The sequence below is a fragment of the Leptobacterium flavescens genome (assembly GCF_010671605.1).
GTDB classification, from domain to species: Bacteria; Bacteroidota; Bacteroidia; order Flavobacteriales; family Flavobacteriaceae; genus Leptobacterium; species Leptobacterium flavescens.
In genome coordinates, this window is the sequence record NZ_JAABOO010000001.1 from 692,484 (window position 1) to 706,787 (window position 14,304).

Genomic DNA, 14,304 nt, shown 5'->3' on the forward strand with positions numbered 1-14,304 from the left:
GGGTTTTTAACCTGACCTTTTTTTATACTATTTTTGCAGGGCTATGGAAACACTGACAGAACAGGAATTACATTATCTGGTAATGAATATTGCGGGCAAAGAATTACAAAAAGCGGGCTTCGAGTTCCTTTCTGTAAACAGCAAACTCAAAAAAGATCCGCAATTTGTGTGCTTAAAGGAAAAAAAATTGCATTTCGTAGTGGTAAAAGCGGTATCACATCCTAATGATCCCACTCAATACGATACAATTTATATGGAAACCATAAAAGAACACGCATTAAAGTTCAACGCCAGAGCCTATTATGTCGGTGTCGGGATCAGTAATGCCGAAGACCCTTTAAAGCCTGTATACAAAAATGAAAAATATGTGGTCAGATATAGTGGACTTATCGAAATCTAAATTCTTTAGCAGGGGATTGCTTCTTATATCCCTTTTTCTCTTTATCTCCTGTAAAAAGGAAACTTCGCCCCCTAAAACATCTTCTTTTATTGTCACCACAGGTTTTGCTCTGGGCACTTCCTATAGTATAAAGTATGAAAAAGCAGATGGAATCACCGATCTTCAGAAGGAGATCGAAGATATCATCAGCAAGATCAACAAATCTATGTCTACCTATATCCCTACTTCAGATATCTCCAGGGTTAACAAAGGAGATTCTACTGTAGTGATCGACTCCTATTTCCGGGAAGTATTCTTAAAATCGAGAGAAATATGGGAAAAGACAGACGGAAGCTTCGACCCTACCGTCGGAAGCCTGGTCAATGCATGGGGATTTGGCCCTGGGGAAGAACTGCCTAATATATCGCCGGAACAGGTAGACAGCATTATGGAATATGTAGGCTTTGACAAACTAAAGCTTACGCAAGATCAGAAGATCCGGAAGAAACACCCGGAGATCTATATAGATTTTAATGCTGTAGCCAAGGGGTATACCATCGATCTGATAGGAAGATTGTTTGACGATCACAACATAGAGAACTACCTGATAGAACTGGGAGGTGAAATACTGACCAAAGGCAGAAATACAGAGCTCGGGAAAGACTGGATCCTGGGGATAGATGATCCGCGTCAGGAATCGACAAATCAACGAGATCTGCTAACTACCATCCGGTTAAAAAACCAGGCAATGGCTACATCGGGTAATTACCGTAAGTTCAGGATAGACCCTGAAACCGGTGAAAAATACGTTCACACCGTTAATCCCAAGACAGGTTACACTCAAAAAAGCAATGTATTAAGTGTTTCGGTAGTAGCATCTACCTGTATGGAAGCAGATGCTTATGCTACGGCTTTTATGGCTATGGAACTGGAAAAAACCAAGGCCCTGCTTACGGCCCTTCACAATATTGAAGTTTATATTATCCTGGCCGGTGAAGGCGATACGGTAAAAACCTTTGCCACAGAAGGTTTTACTTCTCTTTTGACGGATTGATCTCTTTTAGTAATCGTTTTTTATAGGTATTGGGAGTTATTCCGATAAAGACAGTGTGCAGTTTAACTGGAATACTCGCGATAAGGGTCATTAAAATTATTTGGTACAAATCGGGAGGATCTCTCCTTTTGCCAGGCGATAATTGTCTATTTCGCTCTCCGAAAGCGTAGCAGTATAATCAACCTCGTTTACTTTAAAACCTATGCTTCTCAGTTTGTCGAAATAGTCCCTTCCGTAAATACGGACATGGTCATACTGACCGAAGACTCTGGCTCTTTCGGCCGGATCGGTTATAGAATCGTCCTCAAAAGTAGTTTCTCTGTTCAGGTCCTGCGGAATCTGGAATATTCCGGTTCCGCCGGGCTTTAGGATCCTCAGTAATTCCTGCATTGCTTTGGTATCATCGGGGATATGCTCCAATACGTGATTGCAAAAGATAATATCAAACTCATTATCCTTAAAAGGAAGGTTGCAAATATCTGCTTTTACATCCGCCAGGGGCGAATTGAGGTCTGTAGTAATATAATCGAGGTTCTTTTGCTTTCTGAATCGCTTGTAAAAAGCCTGTTCGGGAGCAAAATGCAATACCTTTTTCGGGCTGTTAAAAAAATCGGTCTCATTTCTCAGGTACAGCCACAGAAGCCTGTGCCTTTCTAAGGAAAGTGTGCTTGGCGATAAGACATTATCTCTTGGGTATTCATATCCGTAGGGTAGAAAACTACGGAACTTTTTATTATCGATCGGATCTGTATACCGGTTTCCTCTCAGGAAAAAACTGATAAGCGGGCGTACCAGAAAACTAATTCTGATCAGTAAAGGCCTCGGTATCCTGTTCAGGAAAAATTTAAACAGTTTTTTCATCTGAAAACTGAACTGAGAATTGATTAGGATGCAGCCACTTTCTGTCTGAACTCATCCTCTTCATTACTTTCAATCCCCAAAGCTTCGTAAACATATTTAAAAGTGGAAAGTAATTCGGGTTTTCCGTTAACGATGGCCACATCATGTTCGAAATGAGCACTTGGCTTCCCGTCTGCAGTTAGGATGGTCCATCCGTCTCTGAGTTGTTTGATACGGTGGGTTCCGAGGTTGATCATAGGTTCGATAGCTACTACCATTCCTTCGACGAACTTTTTACCTCTGCCTCTTCTTCCGTAATTAGGCATTTCCGGATCTTCATGCATTTTTCTTCCCAGGCCATGGCCTACCAGTTCTCTTACCACTCCGTATCCTCTGCTCTCACAGTATTGCTGAATGGCGTATCCTACATCTCCCACACGGTTACCGGCTCTGAATTCCCGGATCCCTACATAAAGTGATTCCTTGGTGGTTTTTAAAAGTTCTTTGGTTTCTGCTGCTACCTCCCCTACTTCAAAAGTATAGGCGTGATCTCCGTAAAAACCATTTTTAAGTGCTCCGCAATCTATAGAAATAATATCGCCTTCCTCCAGGGGAGTATCATTCGGAATGCCGTGAACTACCTGTGCATTCGGACTCATACACAGGGTATTTGGAAAATCGTATAATCCAAGAAATCCGGGCTCTGCCCCGTGATCCCTGATAAACTCTTCTGCAATTTTATCGAGCTGTAACGTAGTTACTCCGGGTTTAACCTCGGCAGCAAGCACGCCCAGCGTCTTTGAAACAATTAATGCGCTTTCACGCATTAATTCTATCTCTTCTAGTGTTTTAATCTTAATCATACGCTGCAAAGGTAAACATTCCTTTTTATTTTATCCGATCAGGCTTTTGCGGGTCATCTCGGAAGGTTGCTCTACTCCCAGCAACTGCAAAACAGTAGGTGCAATATCTCCCAGTATCCCGTCTTTAATACTCTTAATATCCTTATCTACCAGGATCAAAGGTACCGGATTGGTCGTATGTGCCGTATTAGGACTCCCATCTGGATTGATCATGGTATCGCAATTCCCGTGGTCGGCAATGATGATAGAAGTATAATCGTTTTCCAAAGCAGTATTAACTACTTTAGCAGTACATTCATCTACCACTTCACAAGCTTTAACAGCTGCTTCCATAATACCCGTATGCCCTACCATATCCGGATTGGCAAAATTCAGGCATACAAAATCAACTTCCCCTTTCTCCAGTTCCGGAACAATAGCATCCCTGATATCATAGGCACTCATTTCGGGCTGAAGATCATAGGTCGCCACCTTTGGAGAAGGACAAAGGATCCTTTCCTCCCCTTCGAAGGGTTCTTCCCTTCCTCCGTTAAAAAAGAAGGTAACGTGCGGATATTTTTCCGTTTCCGCTATACGGATCTGCTTTTTTCCCGCCCCGGCAAGTACTTCGCCCAGGGTCTTTTCAATATTATCTTTATCATAAACCACCTCAACTCCCTTAAAAGTCTCATCGTAGTTGGTCATGGTTACATAGTACAACTCCAGTTTCTTCATTCCAAATTCCGGAAAGTCCTGCTGGCTCAATACCTGGGTAAGCTGTCTTCCCCGGTCTGTTCTGAAATTAAAGAAGATGATCACATCCCCTTCCTCAACCACAGCTACCGCTTTTCCGTCTTCCTGAACAACTATCGGTTTAATGAACTCGTCGGTAATTCCTTCTGCATAACTTTCCTTTATCGCCTCTACCGGTCTTTCGGTGGCCTTACCTTCTCCCTTAACCAGAAGATCATAAGCCAGTTTTACCCGTTCCCAGCGTTTATCCCTGTCCATAGCGTAGTACCTCCCGATCACAGAAGCCAGGCGGGCATTGCTCGACTCGAGATATGCTTCCAGATCTTTAATAAAGCCTTCACCACTTTGCGGGTCTACATCCCTTCCGTCTGTAAAAGCATGAATATAGCTCTGTTCCACACCAAAGTCATCTGCCGCCTTAATTAATCCTTTAAGATGATCTATATGAGAATGTACTCCCCCGTTACTCAGTAAGCCAAGGAAATGTACTTTTTTGCCATTGTTCTTTGCATAGGAAAAGGCATCTGTAAGCGTCTTTTCGTCTTTAAGTGTGTCTTTTTCCACAGCAAGATTGATCTTAGCTAGATCCTGATAAACGATCCTTCCTGCTCCCAGGTTCATATGTCCCACTTCGCTATTTCCCATCTGCCCTTCCGGTAAACCGACATTCATTCCGTCGGTAAGAAGATTGGCATTAGGATATACCCCGTAAAGAGAATCCATAAAGGGTGTGTTTGCGCGATCTATAGCAGATATTTCCGGATCTGGAGATTTTCCCCAGCCGTCCAGGATAAGCAGTATTACTTTCTTGTTCATCGGTCGTTTTTTTCAAAACGCAAAGATACTAATTAGGCCGAAGCGGAGGTATTTCCTGTTTTCTTTTATCATTTTGACAAAAAAGCGGCTTGTTTCTTGAAAAGTATGCGATTTAGGGCCTTTTCAAAGGGCTAATTTTAACATATCGGGGCAATAAGCGTTAAATTTTTGTTATTTAGGCCCTCAATCTGTTACAGATTTAAAATCTCGTCGTCACTTAGATACACCATCATGTAAACATTCATTAATCAATTAATCTTCATTCATCATGAAAAAAACTGTTTTTCTTTTAGCAATTGCGTTTGCCGCCGTGAGTTTTTCCGCGCGGGCAAACACTGAAATGTCACCTATCCATAGTGAAGGTACTGAAATTACCACCGATGTTGGCATCAATGCATTTTGCATGGCCATAGCGAAAGGTGATATGGAAACTGTTAAAAAATTAATTGAACAGGGAGAAAATGTAAATAAGAAATCCCGCGGAATGACACCTGCCATGTGGGCAGCCCGTTATAACCGTGTGGAGATCCTAAAGCTTCTCATCGATAAGGGAGCGAATTTACATTTGAGATCTAATCAGGGGTTCAAAGCCCTGAAGTACGCCGAAGCCGCTGGAGCAAAAGAGGCGATGCAAGTCATCAAAAATGCTCTGAATACCTAAAAAAAACAAGCTAGTGAAAAAACAAAACCCCGCAAATTGCGGGGTTTTTACTTTTTAAACACTTTAAATTAAAAAAACGGAAAACCTGTCATTACTCTATATACAAATGCATACAATACAATACTGATACAGGCAAAGCACAGCCAACTCATTGGTTTGAGTATAGCTACAGCCGGGCCACCTATCCCCTTAAATGCATCTACATAAAGCTCTTTAAATAGTAAAAATATTCTCATATGCTATTAATTATTATTAGTTAAACATGAAAAGCCTAATTATTTAACCATAATAATAAGGAAGTGAAATATCGGCAGGATACGGGGCTGCAATAATTAGGGGCTGTAACTAATAGCTAAGAAATATAAGGTGGTGAATTGGGGGAATTAACAGGATACAAATTTAGCAATTCCCCATACGGGATTATATAAAAAAGGATGAAACACTAAAAATTATAGATTAGTGGTATTAAAAAGCAGAAAATTCTTCCGAAATAACGTTTAGCGCCCTCTGTATTTGATAATGGCTTCCCTGATCTTCTGGATCCTGTTTTCGGGATCGGGATGTGTACTTTTGAACTCCGGCACCCTGTTAGGGCCCGCAGCTGCTTTCAGGATCTTCATTACACCAATAAGCTCTTCGGGGTTATAACCTGCCTTTAGCATAAAGAGCACGCCCAGTTCATCGCTTTCCAGCTCATCTCCCCTTCCGTTTTTAAGGAGGGTGTTCTGTCCTATTCCGTTTACCAGTCCCCCTGCATCGGCTCCTACCGAAGCTCCCATAGAAACTGTTTTCCAGAAATTGGTCTCTGCTATCCGTTCTGCCGAATGCCTTCCTATAACGTGGCCTATCTCATGCCCGAGTACTCCTGCCAGCTGACTCTCATTTTCCAGTTTGGAATACAATGCCATGGTAATAAAGATCTGTCCCCCGGGAAGTGCAAAGGCATTTATGGTCCTGTCATCAGCCAGAAGGTGAAAGTCATAGCGATACGGGGTTTCTCTGGCAATACTGTTCTGTACCAGTTTATTCCCGACCGCATCAACAATTGCCTGAAGGCGGTCATCCGGATGAAGGCCACCGTGCTGAGCCGCCATTTGAGGGGCGCTCTGAAGGCCAATGGCAATTTCCTGATCTGAGGTAATATCAATATTCTGGACCCTCCCCGTATAGGGATTTTCCTGTTTATTACTGCACTTTCTAACAAATGCAAAGGCTATAATAGCTAAACCTATAAGTAATCTTATCTTTAAATTACCTCTTCTCATGAGTCTGTTTGATTGGTCTGTTTAAAATTACAAAAACTTTGTTTTTATCTGTTCAGAATTTTTATCGCTTATTTCAAAGCAATTCCGGATTAATGTCCAGAACATTCTCCCGTCGGTATCTGTCTATAAAATCATCGCTTAAATGTTCTTTCCCCAGGAGTTCATTTTTAATAAGCATTTCTTTAATATCTATTTTCCGGTATTCTTTGAGCATAGGCCCGGAAAGCGGTTTATAGCTATAATGCCAGGGTTCGTATTTAAACCCTTTTCTGTTTCCGTTATCGGTATAGACCAGGTAAAAGCCAAAGCTTTCCGAATGCTTATCCATCCATTCCTTAAACTTGCAAAAAGGTCCGTTTCCGTGAAATTTATCCGGGATCAGGACATCTCCTTCATGTTTTCCTCTGGCATCTATAATATCCATATCGGTACCCCAATGATGCCTGGATGTCCCGGGTATGGTAGAATATTCAATGATCTTTTCAATACTTTTTACCGGGGAAAGACCTTCTTCCGTATACTTTTTGTACTTGCGCTCATAAATAGCCTTCTGCCGGAAAAAATCTCTGTAACCCGATACAACTTCCATATCGATATTCTCTTTTTGTGCAGCTGCTTTCATTTTCACAAAAGCGTCATAGACTTCCTTTCTTACCTGAAAGCCGTCTCCATAGAGCCCGGGAGTCCCTTTTCCAATGAGTTCTTCTTCGGTAAACTGTTGCATGGCAAATAGTTGTTGAGGTAAAAGATTAATGAGCAGGGTGCCTGCCGAACTGTATTTTATAAATTTCCTTCGCTTCATTCCGATTCCTTATGAATATTACACAATAAATCTCTTTTGTTGAAAACGGATCTTTTGTAATAATCACATAAAATTAAGTTTATTTTTGCAAACAAAATTTAGCATGAGTTTCGTTTTTAAACAAATCCCTCAGGAGGAAATTGAAATTATCCTCCCCCTGGTCCAGAAGCTGACCAATTACAAATATCCTGACGAACTTTTACTGGGAAGGATCAGGGAAATGGCGGGCCAGAATTACGAATGCGTTGGTATTTATGACGGAGATAAGCTTATAGGTTGCAGTGGGCTTTGGTTTATGACCAGGCATTATGCGGGAAAAAGTGTAGAGGCAGATCATGTTTATATAGAAGAAGATTACAGAAGTAAGGGGCTGGGAAAGAAGTTTTTTCAGTGGATCTATGAATACGCCAAAAACAAGGGCTGTGAAGCAGTAGAGCTTAACACTTACGTAAATAATCATCCTTCGCATAAATTCTATTACAATGAGGGGTTTGCCATCTACGGCTACCATTTTTTCAAAAAACTTTAATCCTGCTCTTTCCTAAGTATGAAAGGCTTGCACTTTTATGCTTTTAAAATAGGGGTTAATATTTTCAGAAAATAAGAAATATTGTATATTTGCGCCACTATGCGGGAGTAGCTCAGTTGGTAGAGCGTCAGCCTTCCAAGCTGAATGTCGCGAGTTCGAACCTCGTCTCCCGCTCAAAAACAAAATCCCGGCAGTTATACCGGGATTTTTTTATATCATATTTTTATTTGTTCTCCGGCCGGGACCTCAAAAGCCTCTTCTCCCGCTTTAAAAATCCGGGCCGGCAGCTTGCCTTTAAGCACAATCTCATCTCCGTCTACCCTGAGCCAGCTTCCTTCTCTCAGACCAATAACAACAGTATCGTTAAACTTGTGAAACTCTTTAATTCGTGTTTCCCTGGTCTCTCCCATATGAGTACTTCCTTCTATCGGGTCGAGATAATGTGGGTTGATATTAAAAGGAACCAGCCCCAGGGTTTTAAAACTGGGCGGGTAAATTATAGGCATATCATTAGTTGTCTGCATCGTCTGGCCCGTAATATTCGACCCCGCACTTGTGCCGAGATACAGAAGCCCGTTTAAAACCCGCTCCCTCAGTACCTCCATCAGTCCGTTTTTATACAGTTGCGATACCAGTAAAAAGGTATTTCCTCCCCCTGTAAAAACCGCATCGGCCTCTTGTATGGCTTTTACGGGATCTTGAAAAGTATGAAGCCCTATCACTTCTTTTTGCATCTCTTTAAATGCCTTTGCCGCTGTGGCTGTATAATCGTCATGAGAAATTCCGCCGGGCCTTGCGTACGGAATGAATACTATGGTTTTTGTATTTTCAAAAAAGGAAAATAGTTCTTCCTTTATATATTCGAGATACTCACTTCCGTGTACTGTGGAAGTACTGGCAATAATTATTTTCTTCATTAAATCGGATTTTTCGTAAATTTAAGTATTGTTGCTATTTAACAAAAGTTTAATTAGACTCCATTTTTTTATATGATAAACTTGTAATTTCTTTATGCTATGAAAAACATTCTAACCACTCTGCTGTTACTTTTTATTACAACTTCTGTACTTTCCCAGGAGGACGGACGGGTCCTTTTAAGAGGTCAGGTTCTTTACAGGAATAACTTTGTTCAAAATGAGAACGTTGTAAATATAAATACCGAAAAAGCTACTATTACCAATAAGGACGGTGAATTTGCGATCTTCGTAAAGGCGGGAGACGAACTTGTTTTTTCTGCAGTAAATTACAAGATCAAATCGGTAATTATAGACGATAAGATCCTGAAAAATAATCGTCTTGTGGTTGAAGTGAATGAGAAGGTCACTCAGCTGGAAGAGGTGGTTGTAACTCCTGAAAACGAAAAGAAATTCCTTGAACTTAAAAACGAGGAATTCAAACAATATGATTACGAATCCGATCCAAGTACTCCTACCATCAATGACGCTATACCGGTAGCTGAAAGAGGGTTACAGAATGGCCTGAATTTTGTGAACATTTTCAAAGCTATTTTTAAATCCAAAAAGGAAGAAACAACAGAACAGAGAGAGATCAGGATGAGTGAAGTATTAAGGCAGATCTATGAAGATGAGTTTTTTGTAGGGAACCTGAAGATACCATCGGAAAAAATTGAGGACTTCCTCTATTTCTGTGACAGTAAGATGCCGGCTCAGTCACTTCTAAAAAAAGATAATGAGTTCCAGCTTATTGATTTCCTTGTAAATCAGAGTGAAGCATATCTCAAAATAATTAATTCTGAAGAATAAGACTTTTACATATTTTCTTTTTTTCTTATCGTTTACAAGCTTTTCTCAAAGTTTGGTATCTACCCGTATCAGGGGAAAAATCGAAAACACGGATAACGATGTAGAGGGAGTGCATATCATTAACAGGCAAAGCCGTTATTCCACTATTTCCGATAAAGAAGGTTTTTTTGAAATACCCGTCAGGGAAGGTGATATTTTGGTATTTTCCGCAGTTCAATACGAAGTCCAGTCTTTTACAATAAGCCGGGAGGATATCGAAAAAAAATCGGTTTCCATTACCTTAAAAGCCAGGATCACCCAGCTTAATGAGGTTACTCTGACTCCGTACAATCTGACAGGAGATCTGACCAGAGATGCAACAGGGATCTCGATTAAAGATCTGATCACGGCCTCATCGCTGGATCTGCCCAATGCAAACGTCAAAAAAAAGACACAAACAGAAAGAAGGTTATATGAAGCGGCCGGGCAACCTTATCTTTACATAGGTTTTGGTTTCAGTTTTAATATACACCGCCTGTTAAACGATATTTCAGGGAGAACAAAGACTTTAAGAAAAAGACTCGGGATCGAAAACGCAGAAAAATTAAATCAGCATTTCAGAAACAACTTTAATTCGGCATTTATTATCAGTGAATTAAAGATACCTTCGGAAAGAATTGATGAGTTTGTTTATTTCTGTGCAGCAGATACTTCTTTTGCTTCGCTGGCCAAAGGGAAAAACAAGATAAAACTTCTGGAGTTTGCCATGAAAAAGAGTGAAGAATACAGAAAGTATAACAATTTGAATTCTACTGAAGAATGAGACAGCTTCTACTGGCCATATTGTGTTTCCCGCTCTTTCTTCAGGGGCAGGATCAGAAAGTACTGATCGACGGAAAGATCCTGAATACATCTCCAGATCTGGAAGGGATACACGTACTTAACATTACCGCCCTTACCGGTACAATTACTAAAAAGGACGGAAGTTTCCAGATCTTCGGAAAGCTTGGGGATACTCTGGTCATTTCATCCGTACAATACGAAACTCACAGAATACCGCTTAACGAAGAGATCATCAGGAAAAAAAGCCTGGAAGTTTTATTATATGCCAAAGTCAATAAACTGGATGAAGTAGTGGTAAAGCCACATAATTTATCCGGTAACTTATCCAGAGACCTCGGCAATGTGGAAACCGAAGGAAAAGTGGTGCGGCCGTCACGTCTGGGGCTACCCAATATATACGTAAAACCCAAAACACAAACCGAACGCAGGTTATACGAGGCCAAGAGCGGTGGTGGGATCCTTCCTTTAAACCCCATTATTAATGCCATTTCGGGGCGTACCAAACGCCTCAAGCAACAGCTGGCTATTGAGAGAAAAGAAAAGGAACTCACCAAAACCAAAGAGGAATTTAATCCCACCATTTACAGTGAATATCTGAAAATACCGGAAGACAGGCTGGACGATTTTATCTATTTCTGTGCTGTGGATGACACTTTTGTTATTCTTCAGCAAAGAGATGACAGTATCCTTATGCTGGAGTACCTCAGAAAAAAGAGTGAGGAATACAGGCAAATAAACAAATTAGACTGATTTAACACAGCTTGAAAACACTTTCTTTCCGGATTGGAATACTTTTTGTTTAACTTTGAAATCACAAAATGACAAAACTGAGATCACAAATGGTTTTCACTAAAAAAACTATGGGCAAAAGACTTCTGAAAAGCGGGGGATTAATACTCACATTATTCCTTGTTTTTTCCTTTGCTTCCATGCATAAATTCTACCTGAGTGTTTCTGAAGTCAATTATTCCGAAAAGGATAAAGCCATTCAGATCCTGAGCAGGATATTTATAGATGATCTGGAAGATGTACTGGAAGAACGCTATGAGATAGAGCCCGGTTTGCACACCGACAGAGAACTGGAGGATATAGACCGTTATATTGCACGATATTTAAAAGGAAGGATCCTGGTAAAGATCAACGGAGAAGAAACCCCTTTTAACTTTTTAGGGAAGGAATACGACAATGATGTAATTAAATGTTATATCGAAATCCCCGATGTTGAGATGGAAGATCTCAACAGCCTTGAAATTGAGAACACTGTCTTGTTCGAACTCTTCGAAGAACAACAGAATATTGTTCATTTCAAGATAAAAAAACCACACCGGAGTTTCATCCTTATCAAGGAAAATGCTAAAGGATTGTTAAACTTTTAGCTGGCAAATAAATTGAATTAAAAAATATTTAATTTTCGAGATTGAAATCAATTAAACTTATTATGAATCGATTAAAGTATTACGCACTGTCTGTGTTGTTTTTATCGGCGTCCGTACTTGTTGCTCAGGAGCAGGAAAAAAAGGAACGAGAAGGAGGTCATATAAACAACAACAGATTTAAACAATTGTATGAGGAATTCTCTACTCCTAACATGTTCAGAACGGCTTCCGGTGCTCCCGGACCTGCTTACTACCAGCAACAAGCCGATTACAAAATGGACATTGAACTAGATGACAAAAATCAGAAGTTATACGGAGAGGAAGTTATTACTTATACTAACAATTCTCCTGATGTACTTGAATTTCTATGGGTACAACTAGATCAGAATGTAAGATCTAAGGATACTAAATCTGCTTTGAGAAACGGACAGTCTATTCCTGCCGCTGATCAGGTTGGCGGATTTACTTCCAGATATCTTAAGGAGCCTTTCGACGGTGGTTTTAACATCCAGTATGTTAAAGACAGCAACGGAAGAGATCTTCCTTATACGATTAATCAAACCATGATGCGTATAGATATCCCACAGCCTTTAAAAAGCGGGGAAAAAGTATCTTTCTCTATCAAGTGGTGGTATAATATCAACAACCACGTACAGGGAAGAGGGCGTTCAGGTTATGAGTTTTTCCCTGAAGACGGGAATCGCGCTTATGTTATAGCACAATTCTTTCCAAGAATGGCTGTTTACAGTGATGTTGAAGGATGGCAAAACCATCAGTTCTGGGGGAATGGTGAATTTGCCCTTCCTTTCGGGGATTATGAGGTAAACATTACTGTACCTGCAGATCACATCTTAGACGGAACAGGAGTACTTACCAACAGAAAAGAAGTATTCTCCAAAGAGATGATGAAGCGTTATGAGAAGGCTAAAAGATCTTATGACAAGCCGGTACTTATCGTTACTCAGGAAGAAGCAGAAAAGGCTGAGAAGTCTTTTTCAAATAAAAAGAAAACCTGGAAGCTTAAAGCTACCAACGTTCGTGATTTCGGTTTTGCTACTTCCCGTAAGTTCATCTGGGATATGCAGGCTGTTAAAATAGGCGAAAAAGACGTAATGGCAGTATCGCTTTACCCTAAAGAAGGAAACCCTCTTTGGGAAGAGTATTCTACAAAAGCAGTTGCACATACATTAAAGTCTTATTCCGATCATACATTTGATTACCCTTATCACAAAGCTATTTCGGTTCACGCAAGAAATCAGGGGATGGAATATCCAATGATCTGCTGGAACTACGGAAGACCAAATAAAGATGGTACTTACTCTCAAAGGGTAAAATACGGAATGATAAGTGTGATCATTCACGAAGTAGGTCACAATTTCTTCCCTATGATCGTAAATTCTGATGAGCGTCAGTGGGGATGGATGGATGAAGGTCTTGATACCTTTATGCAATACATTGCCGAGCAGGAATTCGGAGAAGCGTTCCCGGAAGCTGTTGCAGACCAGGAAAACAAAAAATACCCTTCAAGAAGAGGAGAGCCTTCTAAGATAACACGTTATATGAGCGGAGATCAGTCTTTCATTTCTCCTATCATGTCTAACCCTGAAAATGTTTATCAGCTGGGAGCTAACGCTTATGGTAAGCCGGCTACTGCTTTGAATATTTTAAGAGAGACCGTAATGGGACGTGAGTTATTCGATCACGCTTTCAAAACATACGCTCAGCGTTGGAAGTTCAAGCATCCTACTCCTGAAGATTTCTTCAGAACTATGGAAGATGCCTCTGCAGTAGACCTTGACTGGTTCTGGAGAGGATGGTTCTACTCTACCGAATACGTTGATATAGGAGTAAAAGAAGTGAAGAAATTCCACGTTTCTTCCAAGCCTAATCAGCAGGTAAAGCAGGTAATGAAGCAAAGAGGAATTACCGAAGCAGATCTTCCACCATTAGTATACCTGGTAGAAGAAGGAAGTGAAGACTATAACGAGAGCCTTAAAGGAAAATCTCCAGTAGAAACTTCAACTACTTTAAAAGATTACTTATTCGATAACTTCTCTGCAGAGGAAAGAGCAAACTTAAAGACTCCTAAGTATTTTTACGAGGTGACCTTCGAAAAGCCGGGAGGAATTCCAATGCCATTGATCGTTGAGTACAACTATAAAGATGGTAGTACTGAAAGAGTAACTTATCCACCGGAGATCTGGAGAAAGAACGATGCTGAAGTTAAGAGAGTGATCGCTTCTGAAAAAGAGCTTGCAGGAATTGTTATCGATCCTCAGCAGGAAACTGCAGATATCGATACCAGCAATAATGCATGGCCTAAGAAAGAAGGTAAAAGCGACTTCGATAAATTTAAGGAAAAGGTTAAAGGAAAATAATCCTTCAACCCAAAAGATAAATTT

General features: G+C 40.5%; 16 protein-coding genes and 1 tRNA gene. 10 read left to right on the plus strand and 7 right to left on the minus strand.

Annotated features, from left to right (window positions below; genetic code table 11):
* Nucleotides 1–43 precede the first annotated feature (43 nt).
* Both GWK08_RS03160 and GWK08_RS03165 read left to right on the plus strand, forming a co-directional pair.
* Entirely contained in the window at nt 44–400 is a 357-nt protein-coding gene (locus GWK08_RS03160; RefSeq protein WP_163605451.1) for a Na(+)-translocating NADH-quinone reductase subunit F, read from the plus strand.
* Entirely contained in the window at nt 366–1,433 is a 1,068-nt protein-coding gene (locus tag GWK08_RS03165; protein WP_163605452.1) for an FAD:protein FMN transferase, read from the plus strand. The genes GWK08_RS03160 and GWK08_RS03165 overlap by 35 nt, the downstream gene beginning before the upstream one ends.
* Before the next feature lie 96 nt (nt 1,434–1,529).
* On the opposite strand, the gene GWK08_RS03170 is transcribed toward GWK08_RS03165, so the two are convergent.
* From GWK08_RS03170 to gpmI, 3 genes are read right to left on the minus strand one after another with little or no spacing between them, the layout of a single operon-like run.
* The gene (locus GWK08_RS03170; RefSeq protein ID WP_163605453.1) at nt 1,530–2,294 is read right to left on the minus strand and encodes a class I SAM-dependent methyltransferase; all 765 of its coding nucleotides are present in this window, start codon (nt 2,292–2,294) and stop codon (nt 1,530–1,532) included.
* Between the two features lie 23 nt (nt 2,295–2,317).
* Complete coding sequence (gene map / locus GWK08_RS03175; protein ID WP_163605454.1) at nt 2,318–3,136, minus strand: type I methionyl aminopeptidase; 819 nt, start codon at nt 3,134–3,136, stop codon at nt 2,318–2,320.
* A gap of 30 nt (nt 3,137–3,166) precedes the next feature.
* Nucleotides 3,167–4,684, minus strand: coding sequence for a 2,3-bisphosphoglycerate-independent phosphoglycerate mutase (gene gpmI / locus GWK08_RS03180; RefSeq protein WP_163605455.1), 1,518 nt, complete (start codon nt 4,682–4,684; stop codon nt 3,167–3,169).
* 268 nt (nt 4,685–4,952) lie between these two features.
* Here gpmI and GWK08_RS03185 point away from each other — a divergent pair, with 268 nt between their 5' ends.
* Nucleotides 4,953–5,345 (plus strand): ankyrin repeat domain-containing protein, encoded by a 393-nt coding sequence (locus GWK08_RS03185; RefSeq protein WP_163605456.1) that lies wholly within the window; start codon nt 4,953–4,955, stop codon nt 5,343–5,345.
* Between the two features lie 68 nt (nt 5,346–5,413).
* On the opposite strand, the gene GWK08_RS19185 is transcribed toward GWK08_RS03185, so the two are convergent.
* The 3 genes from GWK08_RS19185 to GWK08_RS03195 form a co-directional block, all read right to left on the minus strand.
* Entirely contained in the window at nt 5,414–5,581 is a 168-nt protein-coding gene (locus tag GWK08_RS19185; RefSeq protein WP_204335988.1) for a DUF6747 family protein, read from the minus strand.
* A 261-nt stretch (nt 5,582–5,842) separates the two neighbouring features.
* Nucleotides 5,843–6,610 (minus strand): M48 family metalloprotease, encoded by a 768-nt coding sequence (locus GWK08_RS03190; RefSeq protein WP_163605457.1) that lies wholly within the window; start codon nt 6,608–6,610, stop codon nt 5,843–5,845.
* 73 nt (nt 6,611–6,683) lie between these two features.
* Complete coding sequence (locus tag GWK08_RS03195; protein ID WP_163605458.1) at nt 6,684–7,412, minus strand: M15 family metallopeptidase; 729 nt, start codon at nt 7,410–7,412, stop codon at nt 6,684–6,686.
* 103 nt (nt 7,413–7,515) lie between these two features.
* Here GWK08_RS03195 and GWK08_RS03200 point away from each other — a divergent pair, with 103 nt between their 5' ends.
* Together GWK08_RS03200 and GWK08_RS03205 are read left to right on the plus strand one after the other, a co-directional pair.
* Complete coding sequence (locus GWK08_RS03200; protein ID WP_163605459.1) at nt 7,516–7,941, plus strand: GNAT family N-acetyltransferase; 426 nt, start codon at nt 7,516–7,518, stop codon at nt 7,939–7,941.
* 101 nt (nt 7,942–8,042) lie between these two features.
* Nucleotides 8,043–8,115 (plus strand) — tRNA-Gly (locus GWK08_RS03205).
* A 41-nt stretch (nt 8,116–8,156) separates the two neighbouring features.
* Here GWK08_RS03205 and pepE read toward each other — a convergent pair.
* Nucleotides 8,157–8,858: a dipeptidase PepE gene (gene pepE / locus GWK08_RS03210; protein ID WP_163605460.1), complete on the minus strand. Its 702-nt coding sequence runs from the start codon at nt 8,856–8,858 to the stop codon at nt 8,157–8,159.
* Nucleotides 8,859–8,957: 99 nt separating this feature from the next.
* Here pepE and GWK08_RS03215 point away from each other — a divergent pair, with 99 nt between their 5' ends.
* The 5 genes from GWK08_RS03215 (at nt 8,958) to GWK08_RS03235 (ending at nt 14,280) form a co-directional block, all read left to right on the plus strand.
* Complete coding sequence (locus GWK08_RS03215; protein WP_163605461.1) at nt 8,958–9,704, plus strand: carboxypeptidase-like regulatory domain-containing protein; 747 nt, start codon at nt 8,958–8,960, stop codon at nt 9,702–9,704.
* 52 nt (nt 9,705–9,756) lie between these two features.
* The gene (locus GWK08_RS03220) at nt 9,757–10,506 is read left to right on the plus strand and encodes a carboxypeptidase-like regulatory domain-containing protein (protein ID WP_163605462.1); all 750 of its coding nucleotides are present in this window, start codon (nt 9,757–9,759) and stop codon (nt 10,504–10,506) included.
* The gene (locus GWK08_RS03225) at nt 10,503–11,276 is read left to right on the plus strand and encodes a carboxypeptidase-like regulatory domain-containing protein (protein ID WP_163605463.1); all 774 of its coding nucleotides are present in this window, start codon (nt 10,503–10,505) and stop codon (nt 11,274–11,276) included. The genes GWK08_RS03220 and GWK08_RS03225 overlap by 4 nt, the downstream gene beginning before the upstream one ends.
* Nucleotides 11,277–11,386: 110 nt before the next feature.
* Complete coding sequence (locus GWK08_RS03230) at nt 11,387–11,902, plus strand: DUF6702 family protein (RefSeq protein WP_163605464.1); 516 nt, start codon at nt 11,387–11,389, stop codon at nt 11,900–11,902.
* A gap of 62 nt (nt 11,903–11,964) precedes the next feature.
* Nucleotides 11,965–14,280 carry a M1 family metallopeptidase gene (locus GWK08_RS03235; protein ID WP_163605465.1) on the plus strand — a complete coding sequence of 772 codons (2,316 nt, stop codon included), beginning with the start codon at nt 11,965–11,967 and terminating at the stop codon, nt 14,278–14,280.
* Nucleotides 14,281–14,304 lie beyond the last annotated feature (24 nt).